17 protein-coding genes, 1 tRNA gene and 1 pseudogene are annotated in these 16238 nt (G+C 43.3%); 9 read left to right on the forward strand and 10 right to left on the reverse strand.

Features of this window, described 5'->3' with window-relative positions:
- The first annotated feature begins 129 nt into the window (after nt 1–129).
- Nucleotides 130–2088, forward strand: a complete 1959-nt coding sequence (locus LCY76_RS05345; RefSeq protein ID WP_248251760.1) for an endonuclease MutS2 — start codon at nt 130–132, stop codon at nt 2086–2088.
- A gap of 34 nt (nt 2089–2122) precedes the next feature.
- Here the strand turns inward: LCY76_RS05345 and LCY76_RS05350 are convergent, their stop codons facing one another.
- The 6 genes and pseudogenes from LCY76_RS05350 to LCY76_RS05375 all read right to left on the reverse strand — a co-directional run bounded on the left by LCY76_RS05350 (nt 2123) and on the right by LCY76_RS05375 (nt 7159).
- A complete protein-coding gene (locus LCY76_RS05350; protein ID WP_248251761.1) occupies nt 2123–2272 on the reverse strand; it encodes a hypothetical protein in 150 nt (49 codons plus the stop codon).
- Complete coding sequence (gene yjcZ, locus LCY76_RS05355) at nt 2250–2474, reverse strand: sporulation protein YjcZ (protein WP_248254596.1); 225 nt, start codon at nt 2472–2474, stop codon at nt 2250–2252. Before yjcZ ends, LCY76_RS05350 begins: the two co-directional genes overlap by 23 nt.
- Before the next feature lie 196 nt (nt 2475–2670).
- A pseudogene (locus LCY76_RS05360) lies at nt 2671–3155 on the reverse strand (glutathione peroxidase).
- 208 nt (nt 3156–3363) lie between these two features.
- The gene (locus LCY76_RS05365; RefSeq protein ID WP_248251762.1) at nt 3364–4533 is read right to left on the reverse strand and encodes an MFS transporter; all 1170 of its coding nucleotides are present in this window, start codon (nt 4531–4533) and stop codon (nt 3364–3366) included.
- 113 nt (nt 4534–4646) lie between these two features.
- Nucleotides 4647–5561 (reverse strand): DMT family transporter, encoded by a 915-nt coding sequence (locus LCY76_RS05370; RefSeq protein WP_248251763.1) that lies wholly within the window; start codon nt 5559–5561, stop codon nt 4647–4649.
- Nucleotides 5562–6373: 812 nt separating this feature from the next.
- The gene (locus LCY76_RS05375; RefSeq protein WP_248251764.1) at nt 6374–7159 is read right to left on the reverse strand and encodes a hypothetical protein; all 786 of its coding nucleotides are present in this window, start codon (nt 7157–7159) and stop codon (nt 6374–6376) included.
- Nucleotides 7160–7319: 160 nt separating this feature from the next.
- Here LCY76_RS05375 and LCY76_RS05380 point away from each other — a divergent pair, with 160 nt between their 5' ends.
- Together LCY76_RS05380 and LCY76_RS05385 are read left to right on the forward strand one after the other, a co-directional pair.
- The gene (locus tag LCY76_RS05380; protein WP_248251765.1) at nt 7320–7592 is read left to right on the forward strand and encodes a hypothetical protein; all 273 of its coding nucleotides are present in this window, start codon (nt 7320–7322) and stop codon (nt 7590–7592) included.
- A gap of 94 nt (nt 7593–7686) precedes the next feature.
- Nucleotides 7687–8067 (forward strand): hypothetical protein, encoded by a 381-nt coding sequence (locus LCY76_RS05385; protein WP_248251766.1) that lies wholly within the window; start codon nt 7687–7689, stop codon nt 8065–8067.
- A 90-nt stretch (nt 8068–8157) separates the two neighbouring features.
- On the opposite strand, the gene LCY76_RS24005 is transcribed toward LCY76_RS05385, so the two are convergent.
- Complete coding sequence (locus LCY76_RS24005; RefSeq protein WP_336606245.1) at nt 8158–8535, reverse strand: hypothetical protein; 378 nt, start codon at nt 8533–8535, stop codon at nt 8158–8160.
- Between the two features lie 189 nt (nt 8536–8724).
- Here LCY76_RS24005 and LCY76_RS05395 point away from each other — a divergent pair, with 189 nt between their 5' ends.
- Nucleotides 8725–9282 carry an NADPH-dependent FMN reductase gene (locus LCY76_RS05395; RefSeq protein WP_248251767.1) on the forward strand — a complete coding sequence of 186 codons (558 nt, stop codon included), beginning with the start codon at nt 8725–8727 and terminating at the stop codon, nt 9280–9282.
- A 355-nt stretch (nt 9283–9637) separates the two neighbouring features.
- Nucleotides 9638–9805, forward strand: coding sequence for an aspartyl-phosphate phosphatase Spo0E family protein (locus LCY76_RS05400; RefSeq protein WP_248251768.1), 168 nt, complete (start codon nt 9638–9640; stop codon nt 9803–9805).
- On the opposite strand, the gene LCY76_RS05405 is transcribed toward LCY76_RS05400, so the two are convergent.
- Entirely contained in the window at nt 9802–9990 is a 189-nt protein-coding gene (locus LCY76_RS05405; protein WP_053355398.1) for a hypothetical protein, read from the reverse strand. The two genes, LCY76_RS05400 and LCY76_RS05405, sit on opposite strands and share 4 nt — an antisense overlap.
- A gap of 271 nt (nt 9991–10261) precedes the next feature.
- On the opposite strand from LCY76_RS05405, the gene LCY76_RS05410 reads away from it, so the two are divergent.
- The gene (locus tag LCY76_RS05410) at nt 10262–11092 is read left to right on the forward strand and encodes an aldo/keto reductase (protein ID WP_248251769.1); all 831 of its coding nucleotides are present in this window, start codon (nt 10262–10264) and stop codon (nt 11090–11092) included.
- Nucleotides 11093–11254: 162 nt separating this feature from the next.
- Here the strand turns inward: LCY76_RS05410 and LCY76_RS05415 are convergent, their stop codons facing one another.
- Nucleotides 11255–12727, reverse strand: a complete 1473-nt coding sequence (locus LCY76_RS05415) for an aminoacyl-histidine dipeptidase (protein WP_248251770.1) — start codon at nt 12725–12727, stop codon at nt 11255–11257.
- Nucleotides 12728–12876: 149 nt separating this feature from the next.
- On the opposite strand from LCY76_RS05415, the gene LCY76_RS05420 reads away from it, so the two are divergent.
- Together LCY76_RS05420 and cyoE are read left to right on the forward strand one after the other, a co-directional pair.
- A tRNA-Arg gene (locus LCY76_RS05420) sits at nt 12877–12952 on the forward strand.
- 165 nt (nt 12953–13117) lie between these two features.
- Nucleotides 13118–14017 carry a heme o synthase gene (gene cyoE, locus LCY76_RS05425; protein ID WP_248251771.1) on the forward strand — a complete coding sequence of 300 codons (900 nt, stop codon included), beginning with the start codon at nt 13118–13120 and terminating at the stop codon, nt 14015–14017.
- Nucleotides 14018–14130: 113 nt separating this feature from the next.
- Here the strand turns inward: cyoE and LCY76_RS05430 are convergent, their stop codons facing one another.
- Entirely contained in the window at nt 14131–14784 is a 654-nt protein-coding gene (locus LCY76_RS05430; RefSeq protein ID WP_248251772.1) for a phosphatase PAP2 family protein, read from the reverse strand.
- Between the two features lie 170 nt (nt 14785–14954).
- On the opposite strand from LCY76_RS05430, the gene LCY76_RS05435 reads away from it, so the two are divergent.
- On the forward strand, nt 14955–16154 hold the full coding sequence (locus LCY76_RS05435; protein ID WP_248251773.1) for an ATP-grasp domain-containing protein: 1200 nt from the start codon (nt 14955–14957) through the stop codon (nt 16152–16154).
- The last annotated feature ends 84 nt before the right edge of the window (nt 16155–16238 follow it).

A 16238-nucleotide genomic window follows, 5' to 3' on the forward strand; every position in this document is an offset into this window, starting at 1 on the left:
CAGGCAGAAATGGCGGCGGTCCATTTCTGCCTTTTTTTATTGTCATGATCTGGCCCTGTTCCCAGGAAAGGGGGGTACGGAAGGTTTTATAGATTAATAATTCGAAAAAATATGAGGAGGCAACTACCATTGAACACCCATACAATGAACATGCTCGAATTTAATAAAATTACAGAAACCTTATCTGCGTATGCATTAAACGAGAGTACAAAAAGAAAAATTTTAGAGCTTATGCCCTCTGGACAGATCACAATCATTAAGAATTGGCTAAGAGAGACGACGGAAGCGGCAGCAATTCTTAGAAAGTCTTCAAGCGTTCCTATTGCGAACTTGAACGGGATCGACCATGTGATGACGATTCCGGATAAAGGCCTTCTCTTAAGTCCTGAACAGCTGCAGCTTATTTACGGGCTTGCAGAAAACGTAGAGCGTTTGCAGCGGTATATGAAAGACAAAGAATTTCTTGCACCCGCTGTGTCTGCTTATGCTTACTCCCTGTTTGAACTGAAAGACCTCAAATCTGAAATTCAGCGCTGTATCCGTAATGGAAGAGTGGATGACGGAGCCAGTAAGCCGCTTGAAAAAGTAAGAAAGAGGATGCTTGCCTGTGAGGAAAAAATCAAAGCAAAGCTGGATCATATTCTAAAGTCACCGGCCTATCGGGATATGCTTCAGGAACCAATGATTTCGGTGAGAGACGGAAGGTATGCCATCCCTGTAAAAAGTAAATTTAAACGGAGCATGGATGGGCAGATCATTGATTCCTCTTCCAGCGGATCCACCGTTTTTATTGAACCGAAAGATGTCCGCAAGCTGCAGGATGAGCTTCAGCTTCTGCAGGCAGAGGAAGACATCGAAACAGCAAGGGTGCTGGGCAGATTAACAGGTCTGGTTGCAGGCTGCAAACATGAGATTTCAGTTAATATTGAAGGGATGCTTCATTATGATTTTATTTTTGCCAAAGCCAAATACAGCATCGCCCTTGATGGCAGGGAGGTTTCACTTAATCGTGAAAAACGGACCATTATCCATGAAGGAAGGCATCCGCTGCTCGGAAGCCATGCTGTTCCTTTGAATTTCCGACTCGGTGAAAACTATGGAGCCCTCGTTATTACGGGTCCGAATACCGGTGGAAAGACGGTAGCCATAAAAACGGCAGGACTGCTGACGCTGATGGTTCAGTCGGGGCTTCATATTCCTGCAGGAAAGGGGAGCGAGTTTGGAATCTATTCAGATGTGCTGACAGATATCGGTGACCATCAGAACATTGAACAGTCGCTGAGCACATTTTCGGCGCATATGACGAACATTATCTCCATCCTTCAGAAGGCCGGTCCTGATACGCTTGTCATCCTCGATGAACTTGGTGCAGGAACCGATCCTGCTGAGGGAATGGGGCTGGCTGTAGCCATTCTTGAAGACTTGTTTGAGAGAGGCGCTTCCATTCTAGCCACGACCCATTACAGTGAGATTAAAGAGTTTGCTTATCTTACTCCAGGATTTGAGAACGCATCGATGGCTTTTGACCTCGAATCTCTAAAGCCGCTTTATGAGCTGAAGATTGGGGAAGCTGGTGAAAGCCAGGCCTTTTCCATCGCGTGGAAGCTGGGTCTCGAACAAAAGCTGATCACAAGGGCAAAACAAATAACGAGCAAAGAGGTTTCAGAAAAGAAAGAAAGCACTATGTTCGATTTACTGCATGTAGAAGCACAAACGCAAATGATAAGGAAAAGAAGAGAAGCAGAAGAAGGGAGAAACCGCAAGATACGAGAAGCAGAAAAGAAAACGGAAGAAAAACCGGAAGCCCGGACGTTCGAAGTGGGGGATCGGGTGTATGTATCCAGTTTAAAAACGGGGGGCATCATCTGTTCGGAAGAAGATAAAAGAGGAGAATACGAAGTGATTGTCCAAGGAGAAAAGGTGAAGATCCATAAGCTTCGCCTCACCCTCCATATTTCAAGAACCGAGCTGTATCCTGAGGGATATGATATGGATATTGTTTTTGAAACCAAGGAAAACCGAAAAAAAGACCGGCTCTTGAGCAAACGTCATGTTGATGGAATGGTGATCAACAGAGACGAAGAATAGAAGCTGCTAAAATGGTTGGTGCCAGGCACCACAATTACACAAGTGTGTAATTACGGTGCCTGGCACCAAAACCAAAACCAAAACCAAAACCAAAACCAAAACCAAAACCAAACAAAAAGATCCAGACGCCTCCGCCTGGATCTTTTTGTTCTGCAGTAAAATTAGCAGCTGCTGCTGGATTCACATCCACCGAGATGGCCAATCCCGCACGAACAGCCGATGATGATCAAGAGGATAAACAATACGATAATAATCGCAAATCCTCTTCCGCCGCCGTAACCGTAGCCGCCGTAGCCGCCGTAACCGTAACCGCCATATCCGTGACATCCGCCGCCATAACCGTACCCGTAAGAAGCTGCAACAGGAACGTTTAGCGGAGCATTCATCGGTACATTAATCGGTGCGTTTGCATACATATTAAATTCCTCCTTCAAAATACTATTCCAACATCCTCGATACAGTATATGAAGGATCAGCCACTCGGGCTGGACGAATGCCTTGATGGCAAGCCTAAATCCTGGAGCAAAGAAAAAACGACGCTCTGGACCGTATTCCAGGGCGTGCGTTTTATGGAAAAACTTTTTATTGCTGTGCAAGCAGCGATTCAATTTCTTTTTTCATATCTTTGGGTGATGTCTGAGGAGAATGGCGGGATACAACGTTTCCATTTCGATCAACAAGAAACTTTGTGAAATTCCATTTGACCACCTTTGAGCCTAAAATGCCAGGCGCTTCTTTTGTCAGGAAAGCAAAGAGAGGATGAATGTTGTCTCCTTTTACATCAACCTTTGCGAACATGGGGAATTTCACTCCATAATTCAATTCGCAAAACTCCTGAATTTCTTCTTCACTCCCAGGTTCCTGGCCTGCAAACTGGTTACAAGGGAAGCCAAGGATCTCAAGACCTTGTTCTTTGTACTGGTCGTAAAGTGCCTGAAGTTCCCTATATTGAGGAGTGAAACCGCATTCACTCGCTGTGTTGGCAATGATTAAAACCTTGCCTTCGTAGTCCCTGAGAGATTTTTCTTCCCCATGATCGTCTTTGCTCGATACTCATAAACAGACATTGTGCCCCTCCTATTATATAAACGAAAGTATATAGCTTCAGTGTAGTAGGTTTTATTCAGAAAGAAAAATAAAACGCTTACCATTACATGTACGGTGCCAGGCACCGCCTTTTGACACTTGTGTAATTGCAGTGCCTGGCACGCCAAAAAATCAAAAAAAGCGACAGGGAGAATTCTCCTTGCCGCTTTTTCTATTCATTTATGCTTCTTATGCCGCGGATGTTGAGAGTTTTGCCCGCACACTATAAAACTGATAAAGGACGAGGGCGATGACGGACAATATGATTCCTGAGATATACGGTAGTCCCGCTGCAACAGAAAACAGCCAGCCGCCAAGCGGAGGCCCGATGATCCGTCCAAGCGAATCAAAGGAAGAGAGCAGTCCGGTTACACTGCCATGCCCTGAAGTTGAGGTTTTTGTTAATAGTGCAGAGACACTAGGGCGGATTACACCATTGCCAATCCCGAAAATAGAAAGATAGATGGCCGCCGTCGTAAAGTTATGAACTAGAAGGATCAAACCAAACCCGACAGCAGAAATAACAATGCCGGCCTGGATGACTTTTCCTTCGCCGAATTTTTTGGTCAGTCTGCCGACAAGTCCTCCTTGAACAAGAGCACCTGCAAACCCCATGATCATAAATATGTAGCCAAGGTGATTGGTATCAAGTCCAGCTTTTTTTGCAGCAAAATAAGCGAAAGTCGCTTCAAGTCCTGATAACGAAAGGGAAATGAACAGCTGAAGCACGAACAGAATGGATACGGCCCCCGTAAAAGCTTTCCATCTCGATCCAGGTTCAGACGGTCCATTCGTCCGCAGCTCTTTAGGCAGTGATTCCTTCAATACAAAAAGAACGAGAAAAAACGTGATAATTGATGAAATTCCAGCAAGATAAAACGGTGTGTTCAAGCTCGTCTTGGAAAAAACACCGCCGATAGCCGGGCCGAAAATAAAACCAAGACCGACAGCTGCACCGATGATACCCATACCTTTACCCCGGTTTTCCGGGGTCGTAATATCGGCTACATAAGCCATCGTTGTCGGCATGTTGGCGGATGAAAGCAGGCCGCCGATAATCCGTGCCGCAAAAAGCATCCAGAGCTGGCTGGAGACAGCCATCAAAAAGAAGGAAATAGAAAGTCCGGCGATTCCGATCAGCATGACCGGTTTTCGGCCGATCCTGTCAGAAACTCTTCCCCAGATAGGGGCGAAAAGAAGCTGCATCAATGAATAAACAGCCATCAGCAAACCGAGCTGTGCGGGATTTGCTCCAACCTTTTCCGCAAAAAAAGGAAGGACAGGAATAATGATTCCGAATCCAACCATCACTAAAAACATGACTAAGAATAAGATTGGCAACGCTTTTTTATTTTCCAATCTTGAGTCCCCTCCTGATCAAATCATATATCTATGTATTTTTATTTTGAAACGAAAACCTGCATTAACTCTATAAACGTACCTCTTTTAACGGTTTTTATCAACTTCTGCATCTATACACCATGAGAAACAGCAGGATCTTTTACATGATGTGAGGGCCTGTTTGTTCTCAAAAATAGATACAGCCCTGTGCAGACAAGAAAACCTCCGGCTGCCTGGAATGCAGATATATGCTCATTCAGCATGAAATAGGCCAGTATGCTCGCGCCAACAGGCTCACCAAGGATATTGACAGAGATGGTTGTTGCACTTACGTATTTCATCAGCCAGTTAAAGAGGACATGGCCGAAGACGGTGGGAACAATGGCAAGTAAAAAGAAAACGGTCCAATCATGTTTGGAATAACCGGCCATAGGGATGCCAGCCCCCAAATTATAAAAAGCAAAAACAGCAATAGCGGATACAAAAACAGAAAGACTATAAAAATAAGAAGGAATACGCCGTAAAAGATGCTGTCCGATCAGCATATGAACCGCTACTGCAAACGTCCCGAGAAGGGAAAGTACGTCTCCAAGCAAATTTTCGGGCGATATGCCAACGTCACCCCAGCCAATCAGCACAGCGCCGCAGATGGCGACCCCCATCCCGGCAAGCGAAGCGGCGGTTGTTCTTTCTTTAAATAGAAAGAAGGCCCCAATCAGAACAAAGACAGGCTGCAAAGCGAGTATGATCGTAGAGCTTGCGACAGTCGTCAGCTTCAGGGAACCCATCCAGAGCAAAAAATGAAGAGCAAGAAACATTCCCGACAAAAAAAGTAGCAGCCACTGACGGGGAGTAACTTGTTTCGTATGCTTGAACTGCTTACCTGCAAAAGGAAGCATGAACAGAACAGTAAAAAGCAGCCTGTACATCCCCTGAACGGAAACGGGAGCATCAGAAAGCTTAACGAAAATAGAAGAAAAAGAGACTGCGACAATACCGACGATTAACGGAATAAATACCGGAACAGGGCACTTTTGTTTATCCATAGAGGCCTCCTGTATTCTCATTATGCCTATATGAAGTATACAGGATTTTTTATAAAAATCAGCCATTTTCTTACGGATATCCCCAATAGAAATTCAAAAAAACGGCTGGCTGCTTATGCAGACCAACCTATTTTTTTATCTGTTTATTGAAGGCGGCGTTTGAAATGCTTGTTTCTTATAAAATGACGGTAGATGACATGAAGCGCAGGAACACCAGCCACTAATAGTGCGGCTAGTTTAATGTCTTGTAAATCAAAGCTGTCCAGTCGTTTTGCCGTTTAACGGGAGTGCATTTGCGAGGTAACTCACTGCCAATACAACGATCAGTCCGGCAACATTTGCAAGTAAACGTAACTTGTCTGATTTCATCCTACTCCTTTCTGTTAAGAAATATCTTTCTAACACCCCATTCCCTTCTTCCTTCATGCCTGGATGGAAATTCCGCTTTTGGAAAAACTGATAGAAGAATAAGTTCAAAAGGAGAAGGTGAACAATGGATAAGAAACGAGATACCATTAATGAATTCTCCAAATATAAGCGGAAACACAATGAAAAGAAGAAAACTGAGTACATAAAAAACTTGAAGCAAGAACACCAGGATAAAAACTAATAAAGGGGTGGCTCCTTGAGCGTAATGAGAGCCGCTCTTTTTTAAATTGCCAACTTAATATACGGGGAAATTATGGACTCGGACGGTGCAGATCAGCTTCTCAGGTGATTTAAGCAGCAGCAACAAAACAAGCGGCACGAAAAAGAAAAGCCAGCGGCGAAAGGTATTTAAGAATACTTTTCGCCGCTGGCTTTTGTTAAGTTCAGTTTGCTTTATGCACGCTGCTGCTCACAAGCTCCCAGCGTGTGTACTGAAATTTCCAGACAGAGTCTGCGAAGGCAACTGAGTCTGCGTTGGCGATCCCGGATATCCTCTGAACACCCCGCAGTTCGAATATGCCATCACCATTAATGTCTACAGGTGTGAGCATGCTGAATTTATTAGCGGATACCTTGATCGGTTTTACAAGGGTACCATTTTTATAGACCTCAGAAGTATCATATTTTTGTTTTCGTTCTTTTAAATTAATAGAAGTGATTTTTCCAGTGTTTTTAACTAAAATCGTAGCGTTGTAGCCGTCTGTAAATCTTCCGCTGATTCCTAAAGAAGAAGGAACCGGAATTTCGAACACATGGTTATTTTTTGCAGATACTAGATGAAAGACAGAAGTTCCTCCGCGCCCGCCTGTTTCAGCCGAAATGTATGTCTCGGGAATATGGTCACCATTGAAATCAAAGAACTGAATGTGAGGATGATATCCCCCATCATTTAAATTTAAGGTTGTGAACCGATGGGTTGCTGAGTCTTGAAGAATCAAAAATAGATTTTCAGAGTAAATATTCTCCTGTTTTTCCTTTTGGCCCATTAACGTTACGACGTCAGGGCGCCGGTCACCTGTTACATCCATTTTTCGCTGTGACAGCACATAGATGGATGAACCGCTTTTATTTTCATTACTTTCCTGGCTGAGCGGGTTGGCAAGTGTCGGCGTTCCGGCGGTAATCAGTAAAATGAGGAAAAGAAGCATGTTGAAAAATATGGTCTTCACGAATTCTGCCTCCTTTATATCCTAATTATGGTTAATATGCCGATATTTCCATCGGTTCATACACATGGCTATCGAATTATTTTTTTGTAAATAAAATGAAATGTTTTTACAGGTTATCACTGCTTCAAACAGGGTATAAACCACTAAGGAGGGTTCGAATATGAAACAAACAATGAGTATGAAACCATGGATATTAGTGGGTATTGGTACATCGGCTGCAGCCGTATGGTTATCGTCAAAGCCTAACAGAATTCGAACAAAACTTGCATTTAAAAACATTAAGAGGAAAATTAAGCCTGACTATTCAGATAGGACGAAGGTTCTCCCTGTGGAAAAAGGCGGCCATCCTGATCCGAGCGATTATGAAGATTCAAAAATGGTTTCAGAAGGTTCAGCCTATGGGGTCCATTATTTCAATGAAAAAAAGCAGTAAATAGGATAAACCTACTGTTTTATGAATATCAGTTAAGTTAGCCTCGCGCGTATGTTACTATGTTGAAATAACATATACGCGAGGTGATTTCGTTTTGAAGGCAAAAACTATCCTTTTTACAGCATTCCTTTTATTGGTAACAGGCACTGTTTATGCAGCCAGCTCAGTCCAAGTAAGGTCAAATGGAGGAGATAAGTCCTCGTCTGCTGTTTCGTTTGACGACACCTATGCGACCATTTCGATAAAGAAGACGACAGGAAGCGGAAAGCTGAAACTTGAGCTTTGGCAAAAGCATTTATTTTTCACGGATGAAAAAGTAGGCCAGACACCTTGGATAACAGAAAAGGGAGTAGGCTATCAAAAGGTGATCAATCTCGCTGAATCAGGGGATTATTATCTTAAAGTGATAGACTCAGGCAAAGCTGGAGGAAATGGAATCGGCGTAAATTATAAGGCAACATCGTTTCTGCAATGATTGATAGCTAAAAAGGCAGGGATTTCTTCCTTGTCTTTTTATCATTTTCGCACAAAAAAAAGAGAATACATTACTGTATCCTCTAGCATTTCAATAATGTTCATGTCTCTCGCCTGGATAAAACTTTTCACCTAATTCCCATGATTCTACCATCTGGTAAGCGGCTTGCTGAGGGTATCCTTTTCCGTACAGATAAGCCATGGCAGCAACCTCCCGCAAAGCATGTTCATAGGAGGTTTTCGGCGCTTCAGCTAATCCCCGTTTAACAAACCACTCGACGGCTGTCAAGGTCGATAACTTCAGGGGATTATTGTATGGAGTGTAGTAATCTCCGGCACCTGGACCTGGACCTGGATAGCCCGGGTCTGGATAGCCCGGGCCTGGAACGGCCCATCCCTGGGGCCCAGGAGGTCCTGGAAAGGGTGCTGGCCCCGGATAGGGTAATGGAGGACCTGGATAAGGTAGCACGTTCGTTTCACCTCTCGTTTTAAGTAGCTTTATGACAATCTAGTGTATGCAAGCGCCTAACACTCTGTGCAGAAGACATTGTTCCCTGCCTTTAAAGCTCAGAAACAGAATACTTAACCTATTTCAAAATTCAAGTATAATATATACATGAAAGAACATTTTGGAAAGTTAAAAAGGCAGGTAATGAACATGAAAATTTTAGTAATGAACGGCAGTCCAACTGCAGAATCAAGAACCAGAGGCATTGCCGAATATGCAGCAAACCTTCTGAAAGAAAAAGGTATAGATGTTTCCTTTTTCGACGCGGGGAAAGACCGTCTTCCATTATTCACGGGAGATACGGCGGAGCGGGAAGATGAAGCTGTTCGCGGTTTGAGTAAAGCGGCTGATGAAGCGGAAGGTTTTTTTATTTGCACGCCGGAATATCACAATGGAATGAGCGGGGCTTTAAAAAATGCACTTGATTTTTTAAGCGGCAGCCATTTTAAGAACAAGCCAGTTGCCATCGCAGCGGCTGCTGGCGGCGGAAAAGGCGGAATTAACGCATTAAACAACCTGCGTACGGTGATGAGAGGTTTATACAGCCTTGTACTGCCGGATCAATTTGTTGCTGATCCCCTTCATTTCAATGAAGAACGGGAGCTGTCAGAAGAACTGGCTACGTTAAGAGTGTCTGCACTGGCCGATCAGCTTATTGACTTAACAAAGGTCGTATCCGCCAACAGACAAAACCTGACTGAAGAATAATAAAGGAAAACATTCTGCCCGAGGGCAGAATGTTTTTTTTTCGAAGAAGTGAAGTCTAGCTTCAGCTTTTCATTTGAACCAGCTTATGATTTCGAAATACCACATGCCGGCAAGGAAAATAACCCCCAGTGATAAGACGATAAATTTGACGTATTTCAAAAGGATTCTCCTGTCTTTTTTCAATAGTATGACCAATAGCCTATATGATAACGCGGCTTTTCAAAGGGAAGTTTGTATTGTTTTGTAACTTTATCACTTCTTTTGTTGAATCCCTTCTCAAACGTCAAATTTTTATAGATAATATCACTTGTGTATCTGATTATGTTGGAATTGATAGAAAAGGAGAGCATTGTTTGTGAGTAATGTAGAGTATCGCCAAAAATGGCTTTTAGAATCGATTGGAGCAAAAAAAGAAGAGCTGATCAGGCTGGCATTTCTCAGAGGGTTTACTAGTCATGAAACGGTGCAGTGCAGCCAGGAGCTCGACGGCCTGCTGAACGAGTACCAAAGAAACGTTTGCTAATTCATCGTTACGAGCTGCTTCGTTAACAGATCGACCCTTGTCAGGATCGCACGTTTAATCAGCAGCGGATAATCATTTTGAAACTCACTGAGAAGTGCCCGAATCTCGGTGATCAAGTCCAGTTCGTTTTCAAGAATAACATCTCTGCTCACTTGCTTAGGGAAGTCAATGACATTATTTTTCATCAAAACACCTCCGCGTAACTTACTTCTACATGAATGTACTATTCCATAAAAAAGGAAACACTCCTGCACATAATTGTAAATGTTTTGAAAAGACAGCGTCAATTTTGAAAGAAAAAGCATCAGAATCTAAAAGAAGAAACGTTTTTTTCTTTCCTGATTATGGGTATATTCGTAAAGGCAAACGCCTGCATATTTGTCAGGCATATCTTTTCTTGTTTCTGAAGATTTATGCGAAAATGTCGATATATTCATCATCTAAGGAGGGAATAAGATGGCTAAACATCTTCAAGACACAACAACATTGCATAACAGCGTTAAAATGCCTTGGTTCGGCCTTGGGGTTTATAAAGTGGAAGAAGGGGACGAAGTCTACCAATCCGTTAAATCGGCCTTGAGCAAAGGATATAAAAGCATTGATACAGCAGCAGTATACGGAAATGAAGAAGGCGTAGGCCGTGCGGTCAAAGATTCCGGCATCCCGCGTGAAGAATTATTCATCACGACGAAAGTATGGAATGCAGATCAAGGTTATGAAACAACATTAGCAGCATATGAGGAATCTCTCAAAAAGCTTCAGCTTGATTATGTGGATCTTTACCTCATTCACTGGCCAGTGGAAGGAAAATATAAAGAAACATGGCGTGCTTTGGAGAAATTATACATAGACGGCCGTGTCCGGGCGATCGGTGTGAGTAACTTCCACATCCACCATTTAAAAGACGTAATGGCAGACAGTGAGATTGTACCGATGGTTAACCAGGTAGAGTATCATCCGCGGTTAGCTCAAAAAGAATTGCTTGCATTCTGTAAAGGAAACAACATTCAGATGGAAGCGTGGAGCCCTCTGATGCAGGGTGAGCTCCTAAACAATCCAGTACTTTCTGAGATTGCGGAAAAACACAACAAATCCGTGGCACAGGTCATCCTGCGCTGGGATCTTCAAAATGGTGTTGTGACCATTCCAAAATCCGTAAAAGATCATAGAATTCAAGAAAACTCCGAAGTCTTTGACTTTGAACTAAGCGCGGAAGACATGGAGAAAATCAATACGCTAAACGAAGATCAAAGAGTCGGGCCCGATCCGGATAACTTTGACTTCTAAGACTAAAATGATAAAAAGAGGACGACTCAATTGGGTGAGCCGTTCTCTTTTTTGTTTGCGCATAGAATGGTAAATAGTTCCCTGCCCGTTGATTACAGTTAGCAAAATTGGAGGATTCAAGGCTGAATTCCATGAAGAGAATTCAGCCCGGGGTGTGCGTTATCATGATTTATAAAAGTTGTTCATTTCTTGTAAAACGGCCTTCAAATAATCCCATGTCCGAATGGTGGAAGGTACACTGAGGTGTTCTTCAGGAGTATGCACATCAAACATATCAGGACCAAGGGAAATCGCATCGATATGTGGAAGTTTTTCTGTGAAAACCCCACATTCCAGACCTGCATGAATGGCTACGATCTCTGGAGGGTTGCCGTATAAATCTTTGTAGACCGTTTCAAACAAGCGGCGGACTTTTGAATCTGGGAGGTAAGGCCATTCCGGATAATCAGCTTCTGTGGAGAACCGAGATTCTGTAAGCTGTGCAATCAGGTTATTCTGCTCAACAGTCTGCTGCTTCAGACTTTTCACAGAGCTTCGTATCTCACTGACAAAACGAACTTCCTGGCTGTTGCTCGTTACCACTCCAAGGTTGGTTGAACTCTCTGTTAAACCTACAATCTCCTGGCTCATGGACAGCACACCATTTGGGATCAGCATGAGTGAGGTGATCACGTTGTGTGTGGTTTTGACGGAATATAGTTTGTCCGGGCATTCCGCGGTTTCTTCGACTGTAACTGAGATTCCCGGATCAGCTGTCCGCAGCTCATTTTTAAGAACATGCTCCCAGTTGGACACCAGCTTTGGCAGATCGATTGAAGCATCTGCAGGTAAATAGATTACAGCTTCGGCTTCCCGAGGGATCGCATTTGATTTCAGCCCTCCATTGATTGAATGAAGGCTGAATGGGTACTGGACGGAAAGATCATGCAGCATTCTTCCAAGGAGCTTGTTGGCATTGCCTCTTCCTTTTTGGATGGACATGCCGGAGTGGCCGCCGAAAAGCCCGCTCAACTGGATCTTGTAGCCTTTAAGCCCTTTTGGAGCAGTTTCCCATTGTATAGGAAGAGCTTGCATGGCCGTTATGCCGCCTGCACTGCTGACCAATAATTTGCCTTCTTCTTCTGAATCAAGATTAATAAAAATTTCTCCGGAAAAAATTTCAGGACTGGCTTCTAGCGCGCCTTTCATGGTTGTTTCTTCTTCTGTAGTGATGATGATTTCAAGGGCAGGATGAGGAATATCACTCGAATCAAGGAGGGCGAGGGCGTAAGCAACGGCTATCCCGTTATCCGCTCCGAGTGTCGTATTGGACGCATAGAGCATGTCATCTTTTAGCTGTAGAGAGATGGGGTCGTGTTCGAAATCATGGGCCGTTCCTTTATTCTTTTCACATACCATATCCATATGGCCTTGAAGAATGATGGCAGGGACATGCTCATAGCCTTCTGAAGCGGTTTTTTTTATGAAAATGTTAAGAGCTTCGTCCTGTACCGCTTCAAGGTTCCTTTCTTTTGCAAAACGCAAGAGGTAATTACTGATTTCTTTTTCGTTGCCGGATCCGCGGGGAATGGCGGAAATTTCGGCAAAATAATGAAATACCGGGTGCTTTTTTACATCTTCAAGTGTTGTGTGCATATAATTCATCCTTTGCAAGAATTTTTGGACATGAACTTATGTATAATTATAGAGTAGAGAAAGAGGCTGAAATAATCAACCTGCCCAAACAAAAGGCTTTTCAAAAGGCTTGTAATTTTGTATAATACACTTTGTTGACCAAAAATATTGGCTCCGTAGCTCAGTGGATAGAGCGTCGGTTTCCTAAACCGTGCGTCGCAGGTTCAATTCCTGCCGGGGCCGCCACTAATAAACCATACGATGGCTGCACGCGGCTGTCTTTTTTTATGTCTGAGATTTGAACGATTATTGAACAGTATAAGAACATAATGTGACATTTATCACAAACTAGTGTTAGGTCTGTTAAAATAGAGACATACTATATGATAGATATGAAAAGATGGTGATTTTATGGGTGAAAATGCTGCTCCAAGCATTTTAAAAGACTATATACAAATAACAAAGCCGGGTATTATCTTTTCTAACCTGTTAGGAACAATTGCTGGCTTTTGCATCGGTGCGAGAAATCTCTCTTCAAGCCTTAGCTTATGGGAGCTTTTCTTCTGGACCGTTCTCGGAACCATTTTTGTCATTGGTTCATCTGCAATCGTGAATAATGTTTACGATGCGGACATCGATAAATACATGGAACGGACAAAGAACCGGCCGATTACCAATGGGAGAATATCAAAACGGAACGCGATCTTCATGTCGATTGTTCTTATTGTGATCGGTGAGGCTATTTTAGGTTTCATGGTGAACCCGATTGCTGCACTTATTGGTTTCATCGGATTCGTTTTCTACGGATTTGTTTATACGATGTCCAAAAGGGTAACAGTGGTCAATACGGAAATCGGATGTATTTCAGGTGCTACACCGCCGATTATCGGTTATACGGCTGTTACAGGACACTTTGATCTGATTGCACTGCTTTTATTTGTATTCATGTTCGCATGGCAGCCTCCGCACTTCTTCGCTCTCGCAATGAAACGGGCGGAAGAGTACAAGAGTGTAAATGTACCGATGCTGCCGAACGAAGTGGGCTTTAAGCAAACGAAGGTTCATATTTTAATCTATACCGTATTTGCGGTAGCAGCATCTCTTCTCTTGTACTTTTTTAACGTACTGGGAATCTGGTACTTAATCGTTGCGGGTATTTTAGGAGCAGTCTTCCTTTACCGTGCGATGCAGTCCTTTAAGTACAAAGAAAAAGAAACGGAAATTGCGTGGTCAGGAAAAATGTTTAAATTCTCCATTATGTATTTAACGCTCATGTTCGTGACCATGATGTTTGCTCCGATTTTCAGCTAATAGCTTAACACAATAAAAACCCCCATTGAAACGGTGCCTGGCACCGCCTCAATGGGGGTTTTTTAATCCAGCTCCAGCGCTGGTCAGGGCTGATCGCGGCGCTTCCGCTTTTTTTAATGGCTGATTTCTTTCGTTGATGAGGGAATTGGTTTGGATTTTACTGAAGGTGACCAATTTCTCTCGGAGACAAAACATAGTGTCTCTGCCAACAAGACGGCAGCAAACACATCCAGAAGGACATGCTGTTTAACCATCAGAGTTGAAACAATAATAATCACGGAAAAGTACGTAATCATACTTCTGTTCCAGGTTGTTGAGAACGGTGCCTTTCGCACTACCCGGACCAGCAGGTAGCTGGAAAAGCAATGGATGCTTGGAAAACAATTATAAGGGGCATCCATCTTGTAGACCCGGTTTACAAGAGATTCCAAGAATGAAGAGCCAGCAACGAGCGGCCTAGGAACGGTGGTCTGAAAAAGACTGTATACCGTATAGCAGACCAGCAAGCCTGCAATGTAAACAAACAGTGTCTTGAAGTACGTCTTCTTATCTTTGAAATAGAAATAAATCAAGGTTCCGTAAATATATAAGGTCCACAATAGGTAAGGGATAATAAAAACAGCAGAGAATGGTATATTCCTGTCAACGGTTGTAACTAGGCTATGCACTTCGCTCCCGGGGTGATTGACCCAATCATACATCAAGGAGCAAACCGGCAAAAATCCTAAAGAAAGCAGCGGTAACAGATTTTGCAGCTTTTTCTTCATAATTTCCTCCATGGCAGCTAACTCTTTTGCCATTTCCCTAGTATACATCAGCTCAAACAGAATAGGGCAAATGGAAAACATTGCTTGCTAAATGATAAGGCTGCTGGTTTAAGGGTAAGCTAAAAAAGGTATTTATCCTGTAATCCAAGCATGTTCAGGGGGTACAATCCATGCAGATAAGCAGACCAGCAATTGTTCCGCGTTATACATTTTCTGAAATTTACGGTCCGGATCTCATTTTTAATCCGAGGCCTTCCTTTGCTCATAATAAGTGGATTCCCGATTGTCCAGTAAAGCTTGATCTTCTGACGGGAAGCCAGTTTGCGGTATTGGGAAGCATGCCGGTCATCTGCAACAGGTCGGTAACTACCAAAAAAGCAACGGAGCTGTATGAACGGGCGGGTCTCCAGCTTCGTTTTTCTGTACACGAATATTCGACAGAGGCGGATTATCGAAACATTTTCAGCCGCTTAGAACAAGAGCAGAAGAAGATGGTAGTTCAGCATATTCACCCAGAAGAAGAAATGTCATCAGAGAATTATTGGATTGATCCGCGCCTTGTTCAGTATTTAAACAATAAAGCTAATTTAGAAGAGCTGGTTCCTTCTGGACATGCTCCGAAACGAAAATCAACAACAGCTGCAGATCTTCATGATCAATTAGAAACCTTCCCATTTCCATGTGTGGTTAAGGCAGCGACAAATGAGGCAAATGCGGCGGGTTTTGATGTATTTATCTGCAAAAATCAGGAGGACATTGACAGGGCAGCAAACTTTTTCGCCTCCTGTGAAGGAATCGTCATAGAAGAGTACTTGGAGATCGAGCACAATTACTGCGTTCAGTTTGCCTGTACAGCAGATGACCGTCTGATCTATCTGGGCAGTACGGTCCAAAATATTACGGAAGACGGAAAATATAAAGGAAACTGGGTCGATAAAGAGTCAGAACCCGATGATGAGGTCATCAAGGTCGGGAGAAGAATTATGGAAGAAGGCTGTAAAAGAGGCTATAAAGGGATTGCTGGATTTGACATTGCGGTAACGGCTGATGGAAGGAAAATGGCCTTTGATTTAAATTATAGAGTCAACGGTTCTACCGCCGCACTTCTTCTGAGAGAAAGTATTGAAGAACAGCTCGGTAAAAAGGTAATCAAATTCGTTTCCTGGAAATCCAAGGGCGGTATAGAACCCCTGTATGATGAAGTGAAACGGGGGATTGAAGATGGATATTTCATTCCGCTGTCGATCTACAATGGCAGTGAAAGCCCTTATAAAGATGCCGACACGCTTCTACAGGGCCTCGTACTGGGAGACACAAGGGAAGAGGCGGATCAAAAGGAATATATTTTTCAAAGAGCCGGTCTATCCTAAAAGAGAAAACCATCTATAGCTCCCCGGAATTTGTAGGGGAGTTATCTTATCCTTATGATGACACCTGTTTACAGATATAGGGTT

Origin of the sequence: Fictibacillus marinisediminis (genome assembly GCF_023149135.1) — a bacterium.
Lineage (GTDB): Bacteria > Bacillota > Bacilli > Bacillales > Fictibacillaceae > Fictibacillus_C > Fictibacillus_C marinisediminis.